At 64.2% G+C, this 24079-nt stretch carries 24 protein-coding genes; 13 read left to right on the forward strand and 11 right to left on the reverse strand.

Translation table 11 applies throughout. The annotated features are described in order from the left end of the window. The 5 genes from fnr to hutC all read right to left on the reverse strand — a co-directional run bounded on the left by fnr (position 1) and on the right by hutC (position 4179). On the reverse strand, positions 1 to 825 hold the full coding sequence (gene fnr, locus AC1DUB_RS03470; protein ID WP_477728321.1) for a fumarate/nitrate reduction transcriptional regulator Fnr: 825 nt from the start codon (positions 823 to 825) through the stop codon (positions 1 to 3). 25 nt (positions 826 to 850) lie between these two features. Next, positions 851 to 1240 carry a response regulator gene (locus tag AC1DUB_RS03475; RefSeq protein WP_477728322.1) on the reverse strand — a complete coding sequence of 130 codons (390 nt, stop codon included), beginning with the start codon at positions 1238 to 1240 and terminating at the stop codon, positions 851 to 853. A 201-nt stretch (positions 1241 to 1441) separates the two neighbouring features. After that, positions 1442 to 2281 (reverse strand): universal stress protein, encoded by an 840-nt coding sequence (locus tag AC1DUB_RS03480; RefSeq protein ID WP_477728323.1) that lies wholly within the window; start codon positions 2279 to 2281, stop codon positions 1442 to 1444. Between the two features lie 237 nt (positions 2282 to 2518). Beyond that, positions 2519 to 3376 (reverse strand): N-formylglutamate deformylase, encoded by an 858-nt coding sequence (hutG, locus tag AC1DUB_RS03485; RefSeq protein ID WP_477728324.1) that lies wholly within the window; start codon positions 3374 to 3376, stop codon positions 2519 to 2521. 92 nt (positions 3377 to 3468) lie between these two features. Next, positions 3469 to 4179 (reverse strand): histidine utilization repressor, encoded by a 711-nt coding sequence (gene hutC, locus AC1DUB_RS03490; RefSeq protein WP_011482117.1) that lies wholly within the window; start codon positions 4177 to 4179, stop codon positions 3469 to 3471. 176 nt (positions 4180 to 4355) lie between these two features. On the opposite strand from hutC, the gene hutU reads away from it, so the two are divergent. Genes hutU through hutH form a run of 5 tightly spaced genes read left to right on the forward strand, consistent with a single transcriptional unit; the run spans position 4356 to position 10684 of the window. Beyond that, the gene (hutU, locus tag AC1DUB_RS03495; protein ID WP_477728325.1) at positions 4356 to 6074 is read left to right on the forward strand and encodes a urocanate hydratase; all 1719 of its coding nucleotides are present in this window, start codon (positions 4356 to 4358) and stop codon (positions 6072 to 6074) included. Between the two features lie 3 nt (positions 6075 to 6077). Continuing rightward, the gene (locus AC1DUB_RS03500; protein WP_477728326.1) at positions 6078 to 7103 is read left to right on the forward strand and encodes an ornithine cyclodeaminase family protein; all 1026 of its coding nucleotides are present in this window, start codon (positions 6078 to 6080) and stop codon (positions 7101 to 7103) included. 23 nt (positions 7104 to 7126) lie between these two features. Then, positions 7127 to 7963 carry a phosphate/phosphite/phosphonate ABC transporter substrate-binding protein gene (locus AC1DUB_RS03505; protein WP_477728327.1) on the forward strand — a complete coding sequence of 279 codons (837 nt, stop codon included), beginning with the start codon at positions 7127 to 7129 and terminating at the stop codon, positions 7961 to 7963. After that, positions 7963 to 8985 (forward strand): Bug family tripartite tricarboxylate transporter substrate binding protein, encoded by a 1023-nt coding sequence (locus AC1DUB_RS03510; protein ID WP_477728328.1) that lies wholly within the window; start codon positions 7963 to 7965, stop codon positions 8983 to 8985. The genes AC1DUB_RS03505 and AC1DUB_RS03510 overlap by 1 nt, the downstream gene beginning before the upstream one ends. A gap of 58 nt (positions 8986 to 9043) precedes the next feature. Further along, the gene (gene hutH / locus AC1DUB_RS03515) at positions 9044 to 10684 is read left to right on the forward strand and encodes a histidine ammonia-lyase (protein ID WP_477728329.1); all 1641 of its coding nucleotides are present in this window, start codon (positions 9044 to 9046) and stop codon (positions 10682 to 10684) included. A 56-nt stretch (positions 10685 to 10740) separates the two neighbouring features. Here the strand turns inward: hutH and AC1DUB_RS03520 are convergent, their stop codons facing one another. Next, positions 10741 to 11763, reverse strand: a complete 1023-nt coding sequence (locus AC1DUB_RS03520; protein ID WP_477728330.1) for a YeiH family protein — start codon at positions 11761 to 11763, stop codon at positions 10741 to 10743. 305 nt (positions 11764 to 12068) lie between these two features. Here AC1DUB_RS03520 and AC1DUB_RS03525 point away from each other — a divergent pair, with 305 nt between their 5' ends. Genes AC1DUB_RS03525 through AC1DUB_RS03545 form a run of 5 tightly spaced genes read left to right on the forward strand, consistent with a single transcriptional unit; the run spans position 12069 to position 16757 of the window. Continuing rightward, a complete protein-coding gene (locus tag AC1DUB_RS03525) occupies positions 12069 to 12950 on the forward strand; it encodes a glycine betaine ABC transporter substrate-binding protein (protein WP_477728331.1) in 882 nt (293 codons plus the stop codon). A 45-nt stretch (positions 12951 to 12995) separates the two neighbouring features. After that, positions 12996 to 14516: an HAL/PAL/TAL family ammonia-lyase gene (locus AC1DUB_RS03530; protein WP_477728332.1), complete on the forward strand. Its 1521-nt coding sequence runs from the start codon at positions 12996 to 12998 to the stop codon at positions 14514 to 14516. Between the two features lie 7 nt (positions 14517 to 14523). Continuing rightward, the gene (locus AC1DUB_RS03535; RefSeq protein WP_011482108.1) at positions 14524 to 15147 is read left to right on the forward strand and encodes an ABC transporter permease; all 624 of its coding nucleotides are present in this window, start codon (positions 14524 to 14526) and stop codon (positions 15145 to 15147) included. A gap of 15 nt (positions 15148 to 15162) precedes the next feature. Further along, positions 15163 to 15804 (forward strand): ABC transporter permease, encoded by a 642-nt coding sequence (locus AC1DUB_RS03540; RefSeq protein WP_011482107.1) that lies wholly within the window; start codon positions 15163 to 15165, stop codon positions 15802 to 15804. Further along, entirely contained in the window at positions 15801 to 16757 is a 957-nt protein-coding gene (locus AC1DUB_RS03545) for an ABC transporter ATP-binding protein (protein ID WP_477728333.1), read from the forward strand. Before AC1DUB_RS03540 ends, AC1DUB_RS03545 begins: the two co-directional genes overlap by 4 nt. Before the next feature lie 224 nt (positions 16758 to 16981). Here AC1DUB_RS03545 and AC1DUB_RS03550 read toward each other — a convergent pair whose 3' ends face one another. Together AC1DUB_RS03550 and AC1DUB_RS03555 are read right to left on the reverse strand one after the other, a co-directional pair. Further along, entirely contained in the window at positions 16982 to 17554 is a 573-nt protein-coding gene (locus AC1DUB_RS03550; protein ID WP_477720619.1) for a hypothetical protein, read from the reverse strand. A gap of 75 nt (positions 17555 to 17629) precedes the next feature. Next, on the reverse strand, positions 17630 to 17851 hold the full coding sequence (locus AC1DUB_RS03555) for a CsbD family protein (RefSeq protein ID WP_477720620.1): 222 nt from the start codon (positions 17849 to 17851) through the stop codon (positions 17630 to 17632). Between the two features lie 259 nt (positions 17852 to 18110). On the opposite strand from AC1DUB_RS03555, the gene AC1DUB_RS03560 reads away from it, so the two are divergent. Further along, positions 18111 to 18527, forward strand: coding sequence for a MarR family winged helix-turn-helix transcriptional regulator (locus AC1DUB_RS03560; protein WP_477728334.1), 417 nt, complete (start codon positions 18111 to 18113; stop codon positions 18525 to 18527). 65 nt (positions 18528 to 18592) lie between these two features. Then, positions 18593 to 18991: a tautomerase family protein gene (locus tag AC1DUB_RS03565; protein WP_477720622.1), complete on the forward strand. Its 399-nt coding sequence runs from the start codon at positions 18593 to 18595 to the stop codon at positions 18989 to 18991. A 25-nt stretch (positions 18992 to 19016) separates the two neighbouring features. Here the strand turns inward: AC1DUB_RS03565 and AC1DUB_RS03570 are convergent, their stop codons facing one another. Then, the gene (locus AC1DUB_RS03570; RefSeq protein ID WP_477728335.1) at positions 19017 to 20627 is read right to left on the reverse strand and encodes an ABC transporter permease; all 1611 of its coding nucleotides are present in this window, start codon (positions 20625 to 20627) and stop codon (positions 19017 to 19019) included. 112 nt (positions 20628 to 20739) lie between these two features. Between AC1DUB_RS03570 and AC1DUB_RS03575 the strand changes: the two genes are divergently transcribed. Continuing rightward, positions 20740 to 21909, forward strand: a complete 1170-nt coding sequence (locus AC1DUB_RS03575; RefSeq protein ID WP_477728336.1) for an ABC transporter ATP-binding protein — start codon at positions 20740 to 20742, stop codon at positions 21907 to 21909. Here the strand turns inward: AC1DUB_RS03575 and AC1DUB_RS03580 are convergent. Then, a complete protein-coding gene (locus AC1DUB_RS03580; RefSeq protein ID WP_477728337.1) occupies positions 21896 to 22633 on the reverse strand; it encodes a lysophospholipid acyltransferase family protein in 738 nt (245 codons plus the stop codon). The genes AC1DUB_RS03575 and AC1DUB_RS03580 overlap by 14 nt on opposite strands. An 18-nt stretch (positions 22634 to 22651) precedes the next feature. Then, complete coding sequence (locus AC1DUB_RS03585; protein WP_477728338.1) at positions 22652 to 23950, reverse strand: dihydroorotase; 1299 nt, start codon at positions 23948 to 23950, stop codon at positions 22652 to 22654. Between the last annotated feature and the right edge of the window lie 129 nt (positions 23951 to 24079).

The raw sequence follows: 24079 nt of genomic DNA on the forward strand, positions 1-24079 counted from the left end.
TCAGTGCACGTGCATCTCGAAGACCCGCGTCAGGCCGACCAGGTTGACGATGCGGATGTGGCGCTTGTCGACTTCAAGCAAACCCTGCTGCTGGAAGGCCGAGAAAGTGCGGCTGACGGTTTCCAGCTTCATGCCCAGGTAGCTGCCGATTTCGGCGCGCGTCATCCGCAGGTGAAATTCGCTGGCCGAGTAGCCGCGGGCCTTCAGGCGCTGCGACAGGTTCAGCAGAAACGCCGCCAGCCGTTCCTCGGCGTTCATGCTGCCCAGCAGCAGCATCAGGCTGTGCTCCCGGATGATCTCGCGGCTCATCAGCCGGCTGACCATGTTCTGCATGCTGGCGTTACCGCTTGCCAGCCGGGTCAGTTGTGCATAGGGAATGACGCAGACCTCGGTATCCTCCAGGGCGACAGCGCTGCTGGCGTGCTTGCCGTAGGCCACGCCGTCCAGGCCAATCAGCTCTCCGGCCATGTGAAAGCCACTGATCTGCTCGCGGCCATCGGCCAGCATCAGGCTGGACTTGAAGGTGCCGCTGCGCACGGCATAAATGAACTGAAAGTGGTCGCCCTCGTCAAAGAGCGTCTGGCCAGCCTTGACCTTGCGACGCCCGAACGTCAGGCTGTCCAGGCACTCCACGCCGCCGTCTGTCATGCCGCAGGGCAGGCACAGATCGCACAGGTGGCAGCTGGAGCAGGGTATCCCCAAAGGCGCGACCTGCGCGTCCCCCATGGCCTGTCGAATCGGAATGACCCGCAGGTCGCTGGCGGGTGCTTCCTGCGTACGCTCCTGTGTGCGCTCCTGGGTGCGTGTGAGTGTGGCGGTTGACATGATTTTCCCCTTGGTGAGACGGTCGTCAATGCGCAGGGTGCTGCGATGCTCCCGCAACAGCCTGGGCAAGTTGATCGGATTCGGTGCTTTTGTCGAGGAAGCGGACAGCACCCTCGCGCAGGTAGCGCTTGCGGTAGGCAGGGCCCGCGTTGTTGCTGAAGACGACGAAAGCGATTTGGGGTGCGGCCTGACGCACGGCGCGCAATACCTGCAGGCCCGAACCACCGTCCAGCTGGGCGTCCAGCACCACCACATCGGGCGCCGTGGCCAGAATGCCGTCGATCGACGCCTGCGGCGTCTCGGCCTCACCAACAATGGTCATGTCGCTGACGCCGAGCATCGTAGCGACACGACCGCGGATCAGGGCCGAATCGTCGGCCAGGAAAACCTTGACGGAGGAGGGGACATCAGCCATTGAGTCAGTGTGCTCGTGCCTGGGCCGATGCACCATCGGTGGTGGCTGAATTCCCCCGTCGGAAAAATCCGGAACGGCGATGTCCACTGCACCGAGGCCGCCTAGGAATTGTCCGAGCGGCAAGCAGGCTTGCCCGGGTCTGGGGGCTGGCAGAGGGTCGGCCCCGGCGCCCTGTGACCCGACGGCGGACCGGGCCGGCGGTCAGTGCGCCATCAGCACCGGCAGGGTCATGGACTGCAAAACTGCCCGCGAGGTGCCTCCCACCAGCCACTCGCGCGCGCGGCTATGGCCGTAGCAGCCCATCACCAGCAGGTCGGCTGTGAGGTCGAAGGCGCATGACAGCAGCAGCTCGCCCAGCCCGTCGGGTTCGTCGCCCTGGCGATGCCAGGTCGCCTCAACGCCATGGCGCTTCAGATAGCCAGCCAGGTCCAGCGCAACGCCACCGACGACGGGCTCGTCAGCCGACCAGCTGACCACATGAACACGCTGCGCACTCTGCAGCAGGGGCATGGCCGCGGTGACAGCATGCGCCGCCTCCCGCGTCGGCTTCCAGGCGATCACCACCGCCTCGCCGACGGTCGGCGGCACCACGGCGTAGGGCAGGATCAGGGCCGGCCTGCCACTGATCGCCATCACGGTTTCCGCGAAATCGGATGGCACGTCCGAGGACTCGATATCCGAAGGGTCGTGCTGGCCCAGTACCAGCAGGTCGGCATAAAACGCCTGCTGCGCGAAGGCACCGGCCACGGGATAGTCGGTCAGCTCGCCCCAAGAGACCGGTACGCCGGTCGAGGCCAGCGCGCGATCGAAGGTGGTGCGCGCCCTGGCCAGCCGCTCGTCGTCAACCTCGCGCAAGCTGACGGCGGTACCGGGGCCGAGCGTGGGCGCAAACGGCGGCATCGCGAAACTCGGTGTGACCGCATAGAGCGCGGCCACCGCGGCACCGTGCCGCCGCGCGAGCTGGCGTGCGAACTCCAGGCGCGGCGCCGCGCGCCGCGAGGCGTCAAAGTGAACCAGCAATTGCATCAGGGAGGATTTCATGGAAGCACTCCATCGAGAAGTTGCGGTCCCCCCACGGTAACGCGCCCCGCACCGGCGCCTGTTAACAATCGTCAATCCCCTTCCCGAAAGTGGGGGCAGCACCCCACAAGGATGAGGGCGCAGCGCCGCAGACCGCCGCGCCCCGGCGTCACGGTATCAGCCCGGTTGCTCCGGGCCGGGCCTGCTTACCTCCCTGCCTGCCGACCTGTAACCAGGCTCACGCCGGCAAAATCCGCTTCACTTTTCATGGCAGCTTCGGCAGGCAGAAAGCGCGCTGGAGAGCATATTTTTCAACAGAGGCTGGATGCGGGAAGCCAGCGCCTCGTCGTAGGCGAAGGGCGGCACTTCTTGCATGTACAGGCTCTGGCACATCTCCAGCTGCACAGCGTGCACATTGCTGGACGGCTGGCCATAGTGGCGCGTGATGTAGCCGCCCTTGAAGCGGCCGTTGACGGCTGTCGTGATGCCGGAAAGCGCAGCGCAGGCCTGCGCGACCGATGCGGTGATGGCTTCATGGGCGCTGGCGCCGTCGGCCGTCCCGATGTTGAGGTCGGGCAACGTGCCATCAAACAGCCAGGGAATCTGCGAACGGATGCTGTGGGCATCCCACAGCAAGGCATAGCCGTGCAGGGCCTTGAGACGCGCCAACTCGGCGGCCAGGGCCGCATGGTAGGGCTGCCAGTAGGCCTCGCGCCGCCTTGCGCGCTCATCGGGAGTGGGCTCGCGACCGGGCTGGTAGAGCGGCGCACCCGAGAAAAACCGGGTGGGGCAGAGTTCGGTATTGGACGCACCGGGGTACATCGGGGCGTCATCCGGTGGGCGGTTGAGGTCAATCACATAGCGTGAATAGTGCGGCGTCAACACACTGGCGCCGATTTCCGGCAGGAAGCTGTAAAGCGTCTGCAGGTGCCAGTCGGTGTCTTCCACTTTCAGCGCCTCGGGCATGTAGGCCGCCTGCAGCTCCGGTGGAATGGCCGTGCCGATATGCGGCATGCTCACCAGCAGGGGAACCGTGCCGTGCCGCAAGGTACAGGCCGGGTTCTGATCCCCCTGCCCCACCTGATTCGCCTCGCTTGCCCCGCTGACTTCATTCATCTGATTCACTCCATTCATCTCACTGACTCCATTGATCATTGATATTGACAAGGTCACTTCCCCGCTCATTTCCCGCTCATTTCACTGCTTCCTCATGCCTGGAACTTTCCGGCAAAGCTGTAGCGCGAACCGGGGTACACCAGCCGTGCCACGCTGGCAATGTGGGCGCCGCTCACGGTGCGGCGCATCATCGCCAGGCAGGCTTCGCCTGGCTTGATGTCGAGGTGCCTGGCCTCCAGTGCTGTCGGCAGGCAGGCTTCAATTGAATAGCTGGCTTCGGTGAGCGGCGCTTCTTCCAGCAGGTGGTAGGTGGGCGTCGTCTGCGTGAAGTCGGTCTTCAGGTAGTTGGGTGCCGCCGCCGGGTTGACATAGCGGTCTTCGTACTGGATGGGCACGCCGTTTTCCAGATGAATCAATATGGTGTGAAACACACGCCCGCCCGTGCGCAGGCCCAGGGTGCGCGCCACGTCGGCGCTGGCTTTTTCGGACTCCGCCCGCAACACCCGCGAGCTATGGGTGTGGCCCCGCTCAATGACTTCCTCATGAATATCACGAATGGTCAGCGTTGAAGAAATGCGGTGCAGCTCGGCCACGAAGGTTCCCGAGCCCTGGATGCGCGTGACCAGGCCCTCGCCCATGAGCTCGCGCAGCGCACGGTTGACCGTCATGCGGCTGACGCCAAATTGCGCCATCAGCACGGCCTCGCTGGGCACCGGATCACCGGGCCTCCAGGTACCGGCACTGATGCGCGTTTTGATGAATGCCTTGACCTGCCCATAAGCGGGCAATGGAGTGGTTGCCATTTTTAGCCGGAGTAAGAAAAAACAATTGGCGCCCTCTAAAAGAGGCTGCCGCAGGCCGTAGATTACTCCAGTTGACACAAGTTGTATAGACAACTACGATTTAACCAACCAAAGCCTGAAGCCCGGGCCCGAAGCTGCGCCAAAGTTTTTTCTTTTTGTTACATGGAGCCTGTCTCATGTCGGATCTCATGCCGGATCTTTCCAACACCCCCTTCCAGGGTAGCCAGGCCCGCCCGGTCCGCGCCCCCCGGGGAAGCTCCCTCACCTGCGCCAACTGGCAGATCGAAGCGGCTTACCGCATGATCCAGAACAACCTGGACCCGGAAGTCGCGGAAAACCCCGACGAACTGGTGGTGTACGGCGGCATTGGCAAGGCGGCGCGCAACTGGCCGGCGTTTGATGCCATCCTGGACTCGCTGCGCAAGCTCAAGGCCGACGAGACGCTGCTGGTGCAGTCCGGCAAGCCGGTCGGCGTGTTCCGCACCCATGCGGGCGCGCCGCGCGTCCTCATCGCCAATTCCAACCTCGTGCCCAAATGGGCCACCTGGGAACACTTCAATGAACTCGACCGGGCCGGCCTCATGATGTACGGCCAGATGACGGCCGGCAGCTGGATCTACATCGGCACGCAGGGCATCGTGCAGGGCACGTATGAGACCTTTGTGGAAGCGGGCCGCCAGCACTTCAATGGCGACCTGGCGGGCCGCTGGGTACTGACGGCAGGGCTGGGTGGCATGGGTGGCGCGCAGCCGCTGGCAGCCACCTTTGCCGGCGCCTGTTCCCTCAACATCGAATGCCAGCAGTCGCGCATCGACTTTCGCCTGAGGACGCGCTATGTGGACAAGCAGGCCGCCAACCTCGACGAAGCGCTGGAGATGATCCAGCACCACACGTCGCGCAAGGAGGCCATCTCCATTGCGCTGTGCGGCAATGCGGCCGAGATCGTGCCGGAACTGGTCAGGCGCGCGCAGGCCGGCGGCATCCGCCCCGACATCGTGACCGACCAGACCTCGGCCCACGACATCATCAATGGCTACCTGCCGGCGGGCTGGACGGTGGCCCGATGGCAGGCCGCGCAAAAGAACCCGGCGCAGCATGCCGCGCTGACAAAAGCCGCCGGCGAGTCCTGCGCGGTGCACGTCAAGGCCATGCTGGCTTTTCACGCCATGGGCATTCCCACCGTGGACTACGGCAACAACCTGCGCCAGGTTGCCAAGGACTTCGGCGTGGCCAATGCCTTTGACTACCCCGGCTTTGTGCCCGCCTACATCCGGCCGCTGTTTTGCCGCGGCGTCGGGCCTTTCCGATGGGTGGCGCTGTCGGGCGATCCGGAAGACATCCGCAAGACCGATGCGAAGATGAAAGAACTGTTTCCCGACAACAAGCCCCTGCACCGCTGGCTTGACATGGCCGAGGAGCGCATCAGCTTCCAGGGCCTGCCGGCGCGCATTTGCTGGATTGGCCTGGGCGAGCGCCACCGGGCGGGCCTGGCCTTCAACGAGATGGTGAAAAGCGGCGAGCTGAAGGCGCCCATCGTGATCGGCCGCGACCACCTCGACAGCGGCTCCGTCGCCTCGCCGAATCGCGAAACCGAGGCCATGCAGGACGGCAGCGATGCCGTGAGCGACTGGCCGCTGCTCAATGCCCTGCTCAACACGGCCAGCGGCGCCACCTGGGTCAGCCTGCACCATGGCGGCGGCGTGGGCATGGGTTACTCGCAGCACGCAGGCGTGGTCATTGTGTGTGACGGTACCCCCGAAGCGGCCGAACGCATCGAGCGCGTGCTGTTCAATGACCCGGCCACCGGCGTCATGCGCCATGCGGATGCGGGCTATGAGATCGCCCGCCAAAGCGCCAGAGACAACCACCTGAACCTGCCCATGATGGGAGCCTGAAACATGTCCGACCATAACGTTGACGCTACCGCCGAAATCTACCTGACCTACCTGAACCACCCTGACGTGCAGGCACTGGCCCTGACCGATGCCGAAATCATCGGCGCCGTGGAGCAGGCGCTGCATGCGCAAGGCCTGCAGCAAACCACCATCGAGCCGCGCATGCACCTGGTGCCGGAAAAGGATTACCCGGGCCACTTCAATGTGTTGCGCGGCTACATCCGCCCGTTGGGCCTGGCCGGCGTGAAGGTGGTGGGCGACTTTTACCGAAATTATGAAATCGGCCTGCCGTCGGAGCTGGCGGTGCTCAACCTGTTCAACCCGAAAAACGGCTCGCCGATCGCCATCATCGACGCCTCCGACATCACCGACATGCGCACCGGTGCCATCACCGCGCTGGGTGCAAAACACCTGGCGCGCAAGGACTCCAAAGTGCTGGGCCATATCGGCGCACGCGGCACGTCTTACTGGAATGTCCGCCTGCTCGACTCGATCTACCACTTTGACGAAATCCGCGTTCATTCGCGCCGGCCCGACAGCCGCAACGCCTTCGCCGCGCGGCTTGAAAAAGACCTGGGCAAGAAAATCACGGTAACGGAAGACTGGGAGTCCTGCGTACGCGGGGCCGACATCGTGGTGGAGGCTTCGCGGCTGGAAAAACCCGAACCAATGCTCAAGACCGAATGGATCAAGAAGGGCGCCTGCGTGATTCCCTACGGCACCATGAGCGCGGTGGAACTGTCGCTCACCGACATCATGGACAAGATGGTGATGGACGACTGGGGCCAGGCCAAGGCCGGGCCTTTTGGCGCCCTGCGCGCCCATGTGGACAGCGGCAAGCTGTCGGAAAAAACGCTGCATGCCGAACTGGGGCAAATCGTCGCGGGCCTCAAACCCGGCCGCCAGAGCGATGAGGAGACCAATCTCTTCTGGCACCGCGGCCTGTCGCTGTCGGACATCGCCCTCGGTGCGTTCATGCTGGAAAAGGCCAAGCGCATGAACCTCGGGCAACAGCTGCGCTTTCGCTGACCGCAGGCCATCGCCACACCGCCATGAGCGCCATCAGCACATCACCCGTCGCCTCCCTGCCGGTGGCCAACGCCCGCATGTACTCGGCGACCCCATCGGTCAAGGCCGACTGGAAACAGCTGTTGGACTGGGTGCTGGCCCGCGCCGGCCTGCCGTGGGACGTGATCGACTACGACGCACCGGCGCCCCTGTCGACGCTGTGGGCGCGCGATGACCTGGGCCTGGCCATGATGTGCGGCCTGCCCTTCGCGCAACGCGCAGTCCGGCCCACGCTGGTCGCGGCACCGCTGCCGTCACCGACCCGCTACGGCGGCCGGCCGGTGTATTTCACCGACATCGTGGTGCGCACCGACGCGCCTTACCGGACGCTCGAAGACACCTTCGGCGGCGTGCTGGGCTACACGCTGGCCGATTCGATGTCGGGCGGCGTGGCCCCGCGCCACTACCTGGAACGCTACCGCACGGCCGACCGGCCGCGGCTGTACCGCCGGGCGGTGGGCGAGCTGATTCACGCCCGCGGCGTGATCGAGGCGCTGGCCGAAGGCCGCATCGACGTCGGCCCCCTGGACAGCTACTACCACGATCTGCTGCGGCAACGGGAGCCGGACTTTGCCGCCCAGGTGCGCACGGTGGCGAGCACCCCGGCACTGCCGATTCCCCCGCTGGTCGCCACCGCGGCCCTGACCGCAGGCGAACTCGCGCGGCTGCGCGCGGCCCTGCTGGCAACGGCCACCGCGCCGGGACTGGCGTCGCTCATGCAGGGCCTGCTGCTGACGGGCTTTGCGGTGCCCGACCCCGCCGATTACCAGCCCCTGGCGGCCATGGCCGCTGCGGCCGCCATCCCTTTCGAGGAACTCTGATGCGCCGCTTTCGCTTTCGCTTTCGCTTTCGCTTTCACTTTCACTTTCGCTTCTTTCTGCCGGCCCTGTTCAGTCTGCTGGCCAGCCTGCTGGTGACGGCGACGCCCTTCGGCGCACTGGCGCAAACCTATCCGTCCCGGCCACTGCATGTGATCGTGCCCTTTCCACCCGGCGGACCGACGGATGTGCTGGGCCGCGTACTGGCCCAGGGCCTGTCCGAAGCCCTCGGCCAGCCGGCCGTGGTCGACAACAAGGTTGGCGCGGCCGGCAACATCGGCATCGAGCAGGCGGCCAAGGCCGTGCCGGACGGCCACACCCTGGCGATCGTGCCCTTGGGCAATATCGCGGTCAACCCCACGCTGTTTCCCAACCTGCCCTACAAGGCCTCGGATCTCGCGCCGGTTGCCATGCTGGCCACGGTGGACAACGTGCTGGTGGTGAATGCGGCTATCCCTGCACGCTCGCTCCGGGAACTGCTGGCCCTGGCCGCGCAGAAGCCGGATGCGCTCTCCTTCGCCTCGCCCGGCGCCGGCAGCCAGGCGCATCTGGCGGGCGAGTTGCTCGCGCTGCAGAGTAAGGTGCAGCTGCTCCACGTGCCTTACAAGGGCATCGGGCCGGCGCTCAACGACCTGCTCGGCGGCCAGGTGTCGATGATGTTCGCGCAGATGTCCTCGGTGCTGCCCCACATCCAGAGCGGCAAGCTGCGCGCGCTGGGAGTCGCCAGCCTCAAGCGCTCGCCGGTCATGCCTGAAGTCCCGACCCTTGCCGAGCAGGGCCTGGCCCGCTTCGAGGCCGTGTCCTGGTATGCGCTGATGGTGCCCGCCGGCACGCCGCGCCCGGTGATTGACCGGCTCAACGCGGAAGCCACACGCCTCCTCGCCCGTCCCGAACTGAAAGACAAGCTGGCCGCGCTGGGCATGACGCCGGGCGCCGGCAAACCGTCAGACCTCGCCGCCACCATTCAGGCCGACACCGTGCGATGGGCCGAAGTGATCCGGCAAAAGAACATCAAACCCGAATGAGGTAATACCCACGCGGCACCTCCCCCTCCCGCTGTCACTGCTTGCCAACGAGTCACCCATGAACATCCAGCCAGGCTTTTTAACCTTGGCGCAACTGCGCCAGATCCACGCAGGCAGCGAGCCGCTGACGATAGATTCGTCAGCCACCGCCGGCATTCGTGCCAGCGCCCAGCTCGTCCAGCAGGCCGCGCAGGGCGGCGCCGCCGTCTATGGCGTGAACACCGGTTTCGGCAAGCTGGCCAACCAGCGCATCGCCCAAACCGATCTGAATACCTTGCAGCTCAATCTGTTGCGCTCGCACGCTGTCGGTGTGGGCGAGCCCATGCCGGAGCGGGTGGTGCGGCTGGTGCTGCTGCTCAAGGCCGCCAGCCTGGCGCGCGGCTTTTCGGGCGTGCGTGAATGTGTCATCGACCTGCTGCTGGCCCTGTACAACCAGGGCTTGACGCCGGTGATTCCCTGCCAGGGATCGGTCGGCGCCTCCGGCGACCTTGCACCGCTGGCGCATCTGTGCCTGCCGCTGATTGGCGAAGGCGAGGTGTTTTATCGCGGCGAGCGCCTGCCCGCCGCAGCCGCGCTGCAACAGGCCTCGCTGGCGCCGATACAGTTGTCGGCCAAGGAAGGGCTGGCCCTCATCAATGGCACGCAGGTCTCCACCGCGCTGGCGCTCGACGCCTTGCTGGCGACCGAGCGCCTGTTCGAAGCCGCCGTGATTTCCGGGGCTGTCACGCTCGACGCCGCACGCGGCAGCGACGGCCCATTCGACCCACGCATTCACGCCGTGCGCGGCCAGCCCGGGCAGATCGACTGTGCCGCCGCCTACCGCGCGCTGATGGTCGGCAGCGAGATCCGCCGCTCCCACCTGGAGGGCGACGACCGGGTGCAGGACCCGTACTGCCTGCGCTGCCAGCCGCAGGTCATGGGCGCCTGCCTGGATCAGATGCGCTATGCATCGCAGGTGTTGATGCGTGAAGCCAATGCCGTGACCGACAACCCGCTGGTGTTCGCATCCACCCGGGAAGTTGCAGTGCAAGCAGGGACGGTGGAGGCGGCTTTGCCGGGCGACAGGAGCCGTCCCCCTGAGGGGGAGGGGGAGGTGGCCGCAGGCCACGTCGGGGGGGAGCTTTTATCCGGCGGCAATTTTCATGCGGAGCCGGTGGCGCTGGCTGCCGATGCGCTGGCCGTGGTCATCGCGGAAATCGGCGCCATCACCGAGCGACGCATCGCCATGCTGGTCGACACGGTGGCGTCGCGCCTGCCGGCTTTCCTGACGCCCGAGCCCGGGCTGAATTCGGGTTTCATGATCGTGCACGTGACCGCCGCCGCGCTGGCGTCAGAAAACAAGTCGCTGGCCCATCCGGCCAGTGTGGACAGCCTGCCCACCTCGGCCAACCAGGAAGACCACGTGAGCATGGCGACCTTTGCGGCCCGCCGCCTTCAGCCCATGCTGCGCAACACGGAGTACATCGTGGCCATTGAACTGCTGACGGCCGCGCAGGGGATCGAATTTCTGCGGCCGCTGAAAAGCGCCGCTGCACTGGAAGGCGTGCTGCAACTGGTGCATTCGGTATCGCCAGCCATGATGCACGACCGCAGCCTGGCGCCTGACATCGGGGCGGTGCATCAACTGGTGGTACAGGGGCGCATCGGCCTGGCGGGGGAAGCGCAAATCACCGAGCTGACCGCCTTGCGGCTGGTGTAAAGCCGCGGATAAGCCACGGATAAGCCGCGGACCTCATCCGGCAGGTGGCTCCGCAGCTACAGGCCCAGCCGCAGCGTCACAATGGCGGCCAGCACCAGCGAGGCGATGAAAACCGTCTCGCCCACCAGCATGGCAACCGGTTGCCAGCCGAGTTTGAGCAGGTCTTCAAAGCTGGTCTTGATGCCCGCCGCCGCAATGGCCGTGACCAGCAGCCAGCGCGAGGTGCTGCTCGCCAGCTGCGTCATGTCGGGTGTGAATGTGCCGATGCTGGCCAGCAGCACCAGCACAATGAAGGCGAGCAGGAAGCCCGGGACCAGCGGCACTTCATCATCGGCCGCCTTGGTGTCCGGATGGTTTCGGTAGCTGATGGCGACGAACACCACAATGGGCATCAGCAGCATGACGCGAAACAGCTTCACCACGGTGGCGGTGTCGCCTACCGCGGGGCCCAGCATCATGCCGGCAGCCACCACCTGCGCCACATCATGGATGGTGCCGCCCAGGAAAATGCCCGCCTGCTCAGGGGGAAGGCCGATGGCCTTGAGCGCGAAGGGGTAGATCACCATGCTCAGGGTGGACAACACCGTCACGCCCACCACCGCCAGCAGCGTGAAGCGTTCGTTCTCCCTGGTTTGGGGCAGGACGGACGACAGGGCCAGCACCGCCGATGCCCCGCAGATGGCCACGGCGCCGCCGGAGAGCAGGCCTTCCTCGCGGGGACGTTTCAACCACCGGGCCAGCAGCAATCCAAAAAGAATCGTCAGCGCCACCCCCACCGCGATAACCACCGCGGATTCGAGGCCTAGCTTGGCGACCTGGGTCAGGGTAATGCGCACGCCGAGCAGCGCCACGCCGATACGCAGCAGGCTTCGGCCACAAAAGTCAACGCCTGGCCTGACGCGGGGATTGCTGCACAGAAAATGAAATCCCAGGCCGATCAGCAAGGCATACAGCAGTTGCGGCCCGCCGTAATGCTCCGACAAAAAAGTGGCCGCCAGGGCGATGACCACGCACACCAGGGTGCCAGGCAATCGGAGGGTCAGGGAGGCAAAAAGTGAAGACGGTGAGGAAAAAGGCACTTGCTGGAGTCCGTTTTGAGGTCTGGCATGTCTGCGAAAAAACGGCTGTTGCAGAGTGATTTTTCGTCTTGCACGGGCAATTTTCGTATGCTACTATTATTCTCTTGTATATACAAGTTGGTGCGCCGGAATGGGTGATTTTCAGGGGCGCAGGAGGGCCGGGGTTCCAGGCACAATTCCGGAAAAACAGTTAATGTCCGCTGTCACTGCCGCAATATCTGACGCTGTTCTTCTCACTATTCCTCCGATATTCATCTCGATATTCCTCTAACCATTCCTGTCGCCATCCTCAAACGGAGATCATCATGAAGATTCGTAAATTTCTGGCCTTTTGGGCATTGGCCTTCGCCACCGTGGTGCCCCTTGCCTCGCAGGCCCAGCAAGTGGTCCGCGTGGGCTCCAAGAATTTCACCGAGCAGTTTGTGCTCGCAGAAATTTACGCCCAGGCCCTGGAAGCCGCAGGCATCAAGACCGAGAAAAAGCTCAATCTGGGTGGCACGCTGATTGCGCAAAAAGCCATGGAAGAAAAACAGATCGATTTCTACCCCGAGTACACCGGCACCATGCTGCTTGCCGTGCTGAAGCAGGAGCCCATGACGGACCCCAAGGCCGTTTATGACAAGGTGAAAGAGGCCTACGCCAAGATGGGCTTTGCCGTGCTGAACCAGTCCAACCTCAACAACGGGTATGTGATGGTCGTCCGCCCGGAGACCGCACAGAAGTACAAGCTGGAAACCCTGTCGGATCTGGCGAAAGCCGCCAAGGACCTGAAGATCGGCGCCGGCCCTGAATTTCGCGATCGCAAGGACGGGCTGCCTGGCCTGAAAGCCAAATACGACATGGTGTTCGGGGAAGACCTGCAGATGGCCATTGGCCTGCGTTACCAGGCGCTCAAGAACGATCAGATCCAGGTGGTAAACGGCTACTCCACGGACGGCATGATCAGCGCCATGAAACTGAAGCGGCTGCGCGACGACAAAAGCTTGTGGCCACCGTATTTCGTGGTGCCTGTCATTCGCCGCGAAGTCCTCGATGCCAACCCCAAGATTGGTGATGTCCTGAACCGGGTCAGCGCCCTGCTCGACGAAACCACAATGGCCCAGATGAACTACCAGGTCGATGGCGAAAAGCTCGAACCCAAAGACGTGGCACGCGATTTCCTCAAAGCCAAGGGCCTGGTCAAGTAAGCCCCACAGGTCGCAAGCGCATCAACGGACCAGAACTGATAGCCCATGACGATTGAAGTCGGCGAAACATGGGTGGGCATAGCCGATCTGGTGCGCGTCGCCCGCCAGGGTGAAGCCGTCGCACTGGCCTCCGCAGCCCGGGCGCGGGTGACCGCGGCGCGCGATGTGGTGGTCCGCCTGGCGGCGTCCGGCTCGCCTGTTTATGGCCTCAATTCCGCGCTGGGCGCCAACACCGGCGCACTGCTGGCGGAAGATGATCTGGAAGACTATCAGCGACGGGCCGTGCGTGCCCGCGCGGTGGCTGTCGGACCGGCTTATGAGCAGTCCAGTGTTCGAGCCATGCAATTTGCCCGCATCGCCGGCCTGGCGCGCGGTGGCTCCGGCGTGTCACCCGGCGTGCTGGATGCCTGTATCGCGCTGCTGAACCACCGGGTGCACCCGGTGGTGCCACGCTTCGGCTCCATCGGTGTGGCTGACCTGCCCCAGCTGTCGCATCTGGCCCTGCCACTTTTCGGCGAAGGCGAGGCCGAATTTGGCGGCGAGGTGCTCAAGGGCGGCGTCGCCCTGGAGCGCGCCGGGTTGCAGCCCGTCAAGCTCGGCGCCAAGGACGGCCTGGCGCTGATCAGCTCCAACGCCGCCACCACCGCGCGTGCCGCACTGGTGCTGCATGACGCCACTGCCGCACTGGCCGCCTGGCTGGCCGCGGTGGCGCTGGGATTCGAGGGCTTTCGCGCCAACCTGTCCCCGCTCCATCCCAGCGCGGTCATGGCCAGGCCTGCGACCGGCCAGGTGGAAGTCGCCAGCCAGCTGCGCGCGCTCCTGAAGGGCAGCGCACTGCTCGCGCCGGGTGCCGCCCGCCGCGTTCAGGACCCGGTCTCGCTGCGTGTCGTGGCCCAGGTGCATGGCGCCGCCCGGGGCACGATAGCCCTGGCCAGGGAGCAGGTCGAAGTGGAGCTCAACAGCGCCGCCGACAGCCCGCTGGTGCTGGCAGACGACGGCATCATGCTGTCCAACGGAAACTTTCACGTGCCGGCCCTCGCGCTCGCGCTGGACGCCTGCGCGATTGCGCTGGCACAGGCTGCCAGCATGTCTGTGGCCCGCTGCCAGCGCTTCATGTCCCCCGCGCTCACCGGCCTGCCCCTGCAGCTGACACGCCACGGGCCGGCCCATTCCGGCTTCGCCACGGTGCAAAAAACTCTGACCGCCTTGTGGGCCGAGATACGGTTGCGCGCCAACCCCGGCTCGCTCGATTACCTGCCGGTCTCCGAAGGGCTGGAGGATCATGCCTGCATGGCGCTGGGCGTTGCCGAAAAACTGGGCGAACTGCTTGAGCGCGTCCACTACCTCATTGCCATTGAACTTCTGATCGCCGCCCAGGCCGTGGACCTGCGTGAAACCGATCAGGCCGCCATGGGGGAAGGCGCGCGCGCGACCTACCTGCAGCTGCGCGACCTGGTCGCCATGCTGGACGAAGACCGTCCGCTGGGCCCGGACATTGACCGGGTCCAACGCGCCGTAGCCTTGGGCTTGTTCAGTTCATGGGCCGTCAGTCCAGGGGCCGCGTGACACCAATATGAAATGGTTCCTGCGCAACTGGACTGACATTGTGTATGCCCTGTGGGAACACATTGCCATCTCCCTGACGGCGCTCACGATTGCATTCGCCCTGTCGCTGGTGATTGGCCTCGTGGCCGCCCGGCGAGAACGGCTGTACGGGGCCGTGATGACGGTCTCCGGGATTTTGTACACCATTCCGACGCTGGCCTTTCTCGCTTTCCTGATTCCGCTCGTCGGGCTAGGCCGTACCAATGCCATCATCACCATGGTGGCGTTTTCCTTGATGATCCTGATCCGCAGTGTGGCAACGGGCATTCGGGAGGTTCCTGCGGACGTGATCGATGCCGCCCGTGGCATGGGCATGAGCGCGGCCCAGATCATGCGGCGCATCGAATTGCCGCTGGCGCTGCCGGTGATCGTGGCGGGTCTGCGCGTATCCGCCGTGACGGTCATCAGCGTGACCGTCGTCGCGGCCTACGTCAACGCGGGCGGGCTGGGCACGTTGATCTTCAACGGCATTGCCAGCGATCACCCCGCAAAAATATGGGCAGGCGCCTTGACCGCGTGTGCCCTGGCGGTCAGTGTCGACCTGCTGCTCGCACTGCTCGAGCGACAGCTCAAACGCCGGCGCGCGGCCTGACCTCCAGGAAAAACAATGCTCGCCGACACCTGGAACTTCCTGGCGACCCATCCGACCCAGTTCTACCGGGCCCTGGGCGTGCACATTGCTCTGTCAGGGTCGGCGCTGTTTTTGGCCGCGCTGATCAGCATACCTGCCGGTATTGCCGTGGCACGGCGCGGCGGCCTGGCGCTGGCCGTGGTCAACGCGGCGAATGTCGGACGCACCCTGCCGTCGCTGGCCGTGCTCGCGCTGGTCATGCCGCTTCTGGGGACCGGCTTTGCGCCTGCGCTGTTCGCCCTGACGCTGATCGCGCTGCCGCCCATCGTGACCCACACCATCGTCGGCATGCGTGGCGTGGACGCCGACGCCGTCGACGCGGCGGTTGGCATGGGCATGACGCGGACCCTGTTGTTGCGGCAGGTCGAGCTGCCGATGGCCCTGCCGGTCATCTTTGCGGGCCTGCGCACCGGCGCTGTGCAGGTGATTTCCGGGGCGGTGCTGGCGGCCTTTATTGGCGGCGGCGGGCTTGGCGACTTCATCACCGCGGGCATTGCCATGATGGCCATCCCCCAACTGCTGGTGGGCGCCATCCCGGTGACCCTGCTGGCGCTGGGCACTGATTTTCTTTTTGGCGCACTGCAGCGCCGCATGACCCCTCAAGGCCTTCGCGCATGATCACACTCGACCGCCTCACCAAGAGCTTCGGAACCAGCGGCCAGACTGCCGTCGACGGACTGTCGCTCACCATCAATGCGGGTGAAATCTGCGTGCTGATCGGCCCCTCGGGGTGCGGCAAGACCACGACCATGCGCATGATCAACCGCATGGTGGAACCCGATTCGGGGCGGATTGAAGTCGACGGGCAGGATGTGACCCGGATCGACGCGGTAGAGTTGCGCCGCTCGATCGGCTATGTGATCCAGCAGGTGGGGCTCTTCCCCCACATGACCATCGGCGAGAACGTGGCGACCGTACCGAAAATGCTGGGCTGGGACGCGCCGCGCATCGCCCGGCGCGTGGATGAGTTGCTGGCGCTCGTCCACATGGAACCCGGCCTGTACCGGGACCGTTTTCCGCGGGAACTCTCTGGGGGCCAAAAGCAGCGCGTGGGCGTGGCACGGGCGCTTGCCGCGGACCCGCCGGTGATGCTGATGGACGAACCCTTCGGGGCCATCGACCCCATCACCCGCGCGAGCCTGCAGGACGAGTTCCTGCGCATCCTGCGCGAACTCGGGAAGACCATTGTCTTTGTCACGCACGACATCGACGAAGCCATCAAAATGGCCACGCGCATCGCCATCCTGCGTGCCGGAAAAGTCGTTCAGTACGACACGCCGGAACGCATCCTGGCGCTTCCTGCAAATTCGTTTGTCCAGGCTTTTGTCGGCGAAGACCGGTCGCTCAAAAGACTGTCACTGCTGACAACCGGGCTGTGCACCGATGCTGGTACACCTGCCAGCAGCGCGCCGCGTGTGCCGGCTGGCGCACCGCTGCGCGATGCCCTGTCTGCGATGCTTGACGCCGGCGCCGATGAGGCCGCGGTTGTCAACGCGGGCGGCGATGTCGTGGGCCGCGTGACGCTGGACGCCATTCGCCAGGCGGCGAGTGTGAATGTCGCTGAAACATAGTCTCTGAAATCGGACCCTGCCGGCGCTGCTGGCAAATGAGGTCCGCGCGCCTGCACCTTCAGGTGGCGGGTCAGTCACCGTGACCCCTGTCTGCGGGGTTTTCGCCGCAAGCCGGCCCAACGAAAAATCCCGCCAGGCTCGCACCTGACGGGATCTCCTTTGCACCTTTGCATCAGGGGCGCGAGGCTCTGCATCGCCTGCCCTGCTGATGGCCTTTCAGCCCTCTATTTCATGCCGTATTTGCTCTTGGCGTCACTCTGGCAGGTGTCTTTGGCCGCGCCAGCCAGGCTGTCGCAGCGCTCCTTGGCCGCCTTGTAGTCCGCTTCACGTTTTTCTTCAGCGGCGTCCTTTTTCACATCAGCCATTTTTTCGGTTTTCTTTTTGCTGGTGTCGGCGCCAGCCTTCATCACTTTGGCATCTTCTTTGGCCTTCACATGCGCAGCCTTGGCGTCCTTCACGCACACGTCCTTGGCATTACCCGACAGGTCGTCGCATTTTTCCTTGGCGGTATCGTAAGCGGCATCGGCTTTGGCGAAAGTCACTTTCTCGTCATTCTTGGGGCTGGGCTTGTACTGGGCTTCCAGTTCCGCCTTGGCCACTTTTTCTGCACCTTTTGCCTCGGATACGCAAATGTCCTTGGCGTTGGCTTTCATGGCATTGCATTTTTGCCAACCCGCCTTGTAATCGGCCGAGATCCGGTCTTTCTGTGTTTTGTATTCCTCTTTGGTCATGGCCACAGCGTTGCCGGCAAAAGCACAAGACATCACCACAGTGAGCATTAGCAATTTGGTTTTCATGATGATTCCTTTGGTAAGTTTTAATCATTGATCAGATGGAAATCAGCCATTCATGACGACTCGATAACGTTCGGCTCAGTAGCGTTCAAAGAAGTTGGTGGGGTTGCGCTCATGCCACGCCTTGAACTGCTCTTCAGCCTCTTCCTTGCTGAGGCCGTGCCGCTCCTGAATCTTGCCCAGCAACTGGTCACGCTTGCCGGCAATCACATCAAGGTCGTCATCGGTGAGCTTGCCCCATTGCTCCTTGATCTTGCCCTTCAACTGAAGCCAGTTGCCTTCTAGCTGGTCCTGGTTCATGGTTATCTCCTGAGGATGTTGACGAACTCCGTCTGACGGCTTGCGCAGCTATGAACCGCAGTAAGCACGTTACGGGTGAATAAACCTTACTCTCGGGGCGGCGGGCGAGCCGTAGTCCCGCGCATTTGCTACGCGTAGGCTCATACTTACAGGCTCCCGCAGCGCCGCACCTGTGCCCCCCCGGAAATTCCATAAATCCCGGAATGATTTGCGAAGAAACTAGTTGCATAGCTAACTATTAAATGCTAAGCTGCACCGCATGTTCGATCACTGCCTTTATTTCAATACCACCGCGCTGGCCCGCCTGGTCGACAAGGAATGGACACTGGCCTTCAAGCCATTCGGTGTGACGCCCTCCCAGGGCTTCCTGTTGCGGCTGGTGCTCAAGCACCCTGGCATGTTGCAACACGAGATTGCCGATGAGTTGACCATTTCACGACCCACCGCCACGCGCCTGCTGGACGGGCTGCAGGCGCTCAAGCTGATTGAGCGCAGGGGCACGCAAGCCGATGGACGGCATTGGGTCGTCTACCCCACAGGCCGGGCCGAAGCGCTCCATGCAGGTATCAACAAGGCCAGCGGCGAAGTCACCCGCCGCATTCAGCAACAAATAGGAAAGGAGAACTTCGATGAGACCGTCGCCCGGGTCAGAAGCGTGTCTTCCGCCTTGAAATAGCGCGTTCACTGCCCCGTCTTTTTTTAATGTTTTAGTTGCATAGCTAACCATATGGAGTTCTTCAAATGCCTATCCTGAATGTCAAGATCAGCCAGCCCGCCAGTACCGCCCTCACCCATGCGGTCTCGGAAACCCTGCTGGAGCTGACCACCAGAATCCTGCGGAAAAAGCGCGAACTCACCGCCATCGCGATTGACTACGTCCCGCCCGAGCACTGGATCGTTGGGGGCCGCTCGCTGGCCGAGCAGGGGAAAAACAGCTTTTACTTCGACATCAAGGTCGTGGACGGCACGAACACCAAGGACGAAAAAGCCCAATACATCGCCGAGGCGTTTTCAGCACTCGGCAAGCTGCTCGGCAATGTGCATGAAGAAAGCTACATCCACGTGCAGGATGTGCGGGCGGAAGCCTACGGTTTTGGCGGCCTGACCCAGGAATACCGCTACATCAAGGCCAAAACCTGAAGCCGAAAACCGGCCTGCCGCCGGCCTACCTCGACCGCAGGGTGCGGCTCAGCAGGGCCACCGGCAGCAGCCCCACTAGCACCAGTGCCAACGCCGGCAGGGCGGCCTCCCCGAGCCGCTCGTCCCGTGCCAGCTGGTAGGTCACGACGGCCAGGGTGTCGCTGTTGAAAGGGCGCAGCACCAGCGTGGCGGGCAACTCCTTCATGACATCGACAAACACCAGCAGACCTGCGGCCGCCACCGAGCGCTTGAGCAGCGGCCAGTGCACCCGGGCAAGAATGCCGGCGCCTGTCGTGCCCAGCATGCGCGCACTGTCATCAAAGCTGGCGGGAATGCGTGAATAGCCGCTTTGCATGGTCTGCAGTGCTACCGCACTGAAGCGAACCAGGTAGGCCCAGACAATCCCGAGCACCGTGGCGGTGACCCAATAGCCCGCGCCGGTCTGCGGCGCCGCCGCCTGCAGCCAGCCCACGGGCAATAGCAGGCCCACCACAATCACCGCGCCCGGAACGGCATAACCCAGGCTGGCCAGGTGCACAGCCAAGCGGGTGAGTACATGGGGCTGGCGGCGCATGGCAAACGCCAGGCTGACGGCCAGCGCGGTGGCCAGCAGTGCGCTCAGCCCGGCCAGCCAGACACTGTTGAGCGTCCAGCCGAGGAATTTGTCCCACAGCAGACTGTCCCAGCCCAGAACCAGTGGGCGCAGCATGAAGAGCACGGGCAGCAGGAAACCCATCGCGATGGGCAAGGCGCAGACCAGCCACGCCAGGGCGGCACGGCTACCCCGCAGCCGCACCGGCGCGGCGTCCTGGGCGCCGGCGCGCGCACCCCGGCCTGCGGCAAAACGCATCCGTTTTTGCGCGCTGTGCTCAATTTTCAGCAGCATGGCCACAAAAATCAGCAGCACGGTAGCCAGTTGTGCTGCGGCAATGCGGTTGTCCATGGACAGCCAGGCCTTGTAAATCCCGGCGGTGAAGGTCTGGATACCGAAATAACTGGACACGCCAAAATCAGCCAGGGTTTCCATCAAAGCCAGGGCCACCCCGGCGGCCACGGCAGGACGCGCCAAAGGCAGGGCCACAGCGCGGATACGGCGGGAAAGCGGTGCACCGAGCAGGCGGGCCGCCTCCATCAGGTGCACAGCCCGCTCTGACAGGGCTGTACGCGCCAGCAAATACACGTAGGGATACAACGCCACGGTGAATACCAGCACGGCGCCACCGAGGCTGCGCACCTCAGGCAGCAGGCGGCCCTGAAGACCAAAGGCAGCACGTAGCCAGGTCTGCAGCGGGCCCGCGTACTGCAGGAAGTCGGTGTAGGCATAGGCCACCACGTAGGCCGGCATGGCCAGCGGAAGCAGCAGGGCCCACTCAAACACGCGCCGACCGGGAAATTCGAACAGCGTGACGGCGCTGGCAGTGGCCATGCCCACCACCGCAACACCGAGGGCCACGCACAGGCACAGCAGCAGTGAGACGCCGGTGTAGGCGGGCAAAACCGTTTGCAGCATCTGGATCAGGATGGACCTGGCTTCGTCGTTGAACTGCAGCCATGAGAAGGCCACGGCCAGCACCGGCAAGGTCAGCAGGCTGACCAGGGCAAAAAGAAGCGCGGAGGGTAGGAAACGGCGGAGCATGTAGACCCGAAAAAAGGCCTCTGCCGGAGCGGGCTGTGCCCAAACCAGCGTGCGCCATGGTTTTTGCAGTCAGTCACTGCAAATGAGAATTGTAAGCATCTACAATCAACCCATGTTCTTGGATGTCTCCCAGTTGGGTGTGCACTACGCGGGCCGCTCAAAACCGGCTGTCGACAGCGTGACCTTTGGCCTGCGGGCGGGCGAAATCGGGGTGTTGATCGGACCTTCCGGCTGCGGAAAAACCACCCTGCTGCGTGCGGTGGCCGGCCTGGAACGCGCACAGGCGGGCACCATCAAGCTGGCACAGCAAATCGTCAGCAGCCCTGATACCCATGTGCCTGCGGAATCGCGCCGCATCGGCATGGTGTTTCAGGATTACGCGCTGTTTCCGCACCTGAACGCGGCGCACAACGTGGCTTTCGGCCTGACCCATCTCCCCGCTGCCAAGCGGGACCAGCGCGTCAATGCGGTGCTGGAGCTGGTGGGCCTGGGCAATGTGCACAAGCGTTTTCCGCACGAACTCTCCGGCGGACAACAGCAGCGTGTGGCACTGGCGCGGGCGCTGGCTCCCGAGCCGCGCCTGCTGCTGCTGGACGAACCTTTTTCCAACCTGGACGTGGATCTGCGCGAGCGACTGGCCCATGAAGTGCGCGGCATCCTCAAGGCGGCCGGCGCAACCGCCTTGTTCGTCACCCATGACCAGCTGGAGGCATTTGCCATCGGCGACCGCATTGGCGTGATGAATGAAGGGCATTTGCACCAGTGGGAAGACGCCTATGCCCTGTACCACCGGCCGGCCACCCGCTTTGTCGCCGACTTCATTGGCCACGGGGTGTTCGCGCAAGCGCACATTGAACAGCGTGGCAACGAGGTGGTGGTGCACACCGCGCTCGGTGACCTGACAGACGTCCGCGAATGCCCCCTGCCCGAGGCCTATCCCGATGGCTTGTGTGATGTACTGCTGCGCGCCGACGATATCGTGCATGACGACAACGCGCCGGTCAAAGCGCAGATTCTTCGCAAGGCTTTCCGCGGCTCGGAATTTTTGTACACCTTGCGGCTTTTGACGGGCGAGACGGTGGTGGCCCATGTGCCCTCACACCATGACCATGCGCTGGGCGAGTGGATTGGCATTCGCGCCGAGGTCGATCACGTGGTGACCTTTGAGCGGGAGGCTGTGGCGGTCACGGGCGCCTCCGCCAGCCCCCTGACCTCAGCGACCCCCCTGCCCCCCACCACTGCCGGGCCTTTGCAGCGCCCGCCGCACGCTACACCCGTCTGAGGCGCTCAATGTCCTCGCGCAGGGCCTGGGCCCACAGACGCCGGGTCTGCCCCTCGGCGCCCTGAGCCACCCCAAAAGTCACCACAGCCCTCAGCCCCGGTGCCGTCAGGGTTCGCCAGATCGATCCGATCAGGGTTTCATCGCCCACATAACTGGGTGCCAGACTCGTCGCACCCGTTGYCGGGTCGACAAATTTGAGCGCCACCGGCTGCACCGGCACAGACGCCTCGATGGCGGCCTGGATCAGGTTGGCGTGAAAGGGCATGAGCGTGATGCCGTCCCCGGTGGTGCCCTCGGGAAACACCGCAAGGATGTCCCCCGCTCGCAGGCGTTCTGCCATTTGCACCACCACCCGGTGCGCATCGCGGCGCGACTCACGCTCAAGGTACAGCGTGCCGGCGCCATCGGCCAGCGTGCTGACAAAAGGCCAGCTCTTGACATCGGACTTGGAGACGAACCGGCAATGGCGTGATGCGTGCATCACCACAATGTCCAGCCATGAAATGTGGTTGGCCACCAGCAGCACCGGTCCGGCCACGGGCGGCGTGCCGTTCACCACCAGCTCGATACCCACGATGCGAAGCAATTCGCCCGCCCACACCTGCACGCGTGCTTCGCGGTGGGCCTGGCTCAATCCCGGAAACAATATCTTGATGGTCAGGAAACCCACCACCGCGTGGGCCGTGGCTCGCAGCAGCTTCCAGCAAACGCCCAGCAACTTCATGCAGTCCGGGACGTGTGCTTAACGCGACGCTTCGTAAGCCAGCTGCCCGCCAACCACCGTCCAGCGCACGCGCGCAGGGAGCTGATAGCCGGAAAAAGGCGTGTGCTTGCCCTGGCTGCGCAAGGCTTGCGGCTCAACCATCCACTCGCTGGCCGGGTCAAACACGCACAAATCCGCCATGCCCCCTTTGACCAGCCGGCCGGCACTGGCCTGCAGCGTGCCCAGGGAGTTGCCAAGTACGCGTGCCGGCTCGCTCGTCAGCACCGCCAGTGCACGGGCCATGCCGGCCTGACTGTCAGCACCCCATTTGCAGGCCAGGCCCAGCAACAGTTCCAGGCCGGTCGCGCCTGCTTCGGCCTCGGCGAACGGCAGGGTTTTGGCATCCTCGTCGACCGGGTTGTGGTCGGACACCAGCGCATCGATCGTGCCGTCTGCCAGGCCCTGGCGAATGGCATCCCGGTCGCGCTGCTGGCGAAGGGGCGGGTCCAGCCGCATGCGGCTGTCGAAGTAGCCGATATCGACATCGGTCAAATGCAGGCTGTTGATGCTGACGTCGCAGGTCACGTCCAGCCCCTCCGCCTTGGCCTTACCCACCAGCGCCACCCCTGCGGCGCTGCTGATCCGGCACAGGTGCACCCGCGCGCCGGTGGCGCGCATCAACTCGAAAATAGTGTGGAGGGCGATCGTTTCGGCGGCCACGGATACACCGCTCAAACCCAGGCGGGTCGCCAGCGCTCCGCTGGCGGCCACGCCCTGACCCAGGTGCATTTCCTGCGGGCGCAGCCAGACGGTGTAGCCAAAGGTGGTCGCGTATTGCAGGGCACGCATCAGCACCTGGGTGTTGGCCAGCGGCACTTCGGCCTGGCTGAATCCCACGCAGCCGGCTTCGGTCAGCTCCACCATTTCGGTCAGCGCCTCGCCCTTCAGGGCCCGCGTCAGCGCGCCCAGCGGGAACACGCGCGACTGGTGCAGCTTTTCGGCACGAAACTTGAGCATTTCCACCAGGCCAGGCTCATCGAGGACCGGGTCGGTATCCGGCGGGCAGACCAGGCTGGTCACACCGCCGGCAACCGCCGCGGCCAGCTCGCTCTCCAGCATGCCTTCATGTTCATAGCCGGGCTCGCGCAGGCGAGCCGACAGGTCGATCAGGCCGGGCGCCACGATACAGCCCGTGGCATCCAGGGTTTTGTTAGGCGAAAAATCGGCCGCCGTGTGGTTCAGCGAGACAATGCGCCCCGCCGCAATGGCGACGTCACAAACTTCATCCAGCCCCGAAGCGGGGTCGATCACTCGGCCGTTTTTAATGAGAAGTTTCATTTTGTTTTTCCGAAAAAAGGCCGCTGTGCCGGGCCGCCCCAAGCGAGGCCAGCCCCCTTGGTGGGCAGAGTAGTACGCGAAGCGACAAGCGAGGGGGTCACGAACGAAGCGCCGGGCCGCCCCAAGCGA

Source organism: Polaromonas sp. P4_F9 (genome assembly GCF_056401235.1).

Coding starts and splice junctions, on each gene's coding strand:
- fnr (WP_477728321.1), bottom strand. CDS start 825: ATGTCAACCGCCACACTCACACGCACCCAGGAGCGCACACAGGAGCGT.
- AC1DUB_RS03475 (WP_477728322.1), bottom strand. CDS start 1,240: ATGGCTGATGTCCCCTCCTCCGTCAAGGTTTTCCTGGCCGACGATTCG.
- AC1DUB_RS03480 (WP_477728323.1), bottom strand. CDS start 2,281: ATGAAATCCTCCCTGATGCAATTGCTGGTTCACTTTGACGCCTCGCGG.
- hutG (WP_477728324.1), bottom strand. CDS start 3,376: ATGAATGAAGTCAGCGGGGCAAGCGAGGCGAATCAGGTGGGGCAGGGG.
- hutC (WP_011482117.1), bottom strand. CDS start 4,179: ATGGCAACCACTCCATTGCCCGCTTATGGGCAGGTCAAGGCATTCATC.
- hutU (WP_477728325.1), top strand. CDS start 4,356: ATGTCGGATCTCATGCCGGATCTTTCCAACACCCCCTTCCAGGGTAGC.
- AC1DUB_RS03500 (WP_477728326.1), top strand. CDS start 6,078: ATGTCCGACCATAACGTTGACGCTACCGCCGAAATCTACCTGACCTAC.
- AC1DUB_RS03505 (WP_477728327.1), top strand. CDS start 7,127: ATGAGCGCCATCAGCACATCACCCGTCGCCTCCCTGCCGGTGGCCAAC.
- AC1DUB_RS03510 (WP_477728328.1), top strand. CDS start 7,963: ATGCGCCGCTTTCGCTTTCGCTTTCGCTTTCGCTTTCACTTTCACTTT.
- hutH (WP_477728329.1), top strand. CDS start 9,044: ATGAACATCCAGCCAGGCTTTTTAACCTTGGCGCAACTGCGCCAGATC.
- AC1DUB_RS03525 (WP_477728331.1), top strand. CDS start 12,069: ATGAAGATTCGTAAATTTCTGGCCTTTTGGGCATTGGCCTTCGCCACC.
- AC1DUB_RS03530 (WP_477728332.1), top strand. CDS start 12,996: ATGACGATTGAAGTCGGCGAAACATGGGTGGGCATAGCCGATCTGGTG.
- AC1DUB_RS03535 (WP_011482108.1), top strand. CDS start 14,524: ATGAAATGGTTCCTGCGCAACTGGACTGACATTGTGTATGCCCTGTGG.
- AC1DUB_RS03540 (WP_011482107.1), top strand. CDS start 15,163: ATGCTCGCCGACACCTGGAACTTCCTGGCGACCCATCCGACCCAGTTC.
- AC1DUB_RS03545 (WP_477728333.1), top strand. CDS start 15,801: ATGATCACACTCGACCGCCTCACCAAGAGCTTCGGAACCAGCGGCCAG.
- AC1DUB_RS03550 (WP_477720619.1), bottom strand. CDS start 17,554: ATGAAAACCAAATTGCTAATGCTCACTGTGGTGATGTCTTGTGCTTTT.
- AC1DUB_RS03555 (WP_477720620.1), bottom strand. CDS start 17,851: ATGAACCAGGACCAGCTAGAAGGCAACTGGCTTCAGTTGAAGGGCAAG.
- AC1DUB_RS03560 (WP_477728334.1), top strand. CDS start 18,111: ATGTTCGATCACTGCCTTTATTTCAATACCACCGCGCTGGCCCGCCTG.
- AC1DUB_RS03565 (WP_477720622.1), top strand. CDS start 18,593: ATGCCTATCCTGAATGTCAAGATCAGCCAGCCCGCCAGTACCGCCCTC.
- AC1DUB_RS03570 (WP_477728335.1), bottom strand. CDS start 20,627: ATGCTCCGCCGTTTCCTACCCTCCGCGCTTCTTTTTGCCCTGGTCAGC.
- AC1DUB_RS03575 (WP_477728336.1), top strand. CDS start 20,740: ATGTTCTTGGATGTCTCCCAGTTGGGTGTGCACTACGCGGGCCGCTCA.
- AC1DUB_RS03585 (WP_477728338.1), bottom strand. CDS start 23,950: ATGAAACTTCTCATTAAAAACGGCCGAGTGATCGACCCCGCTTCGGGG.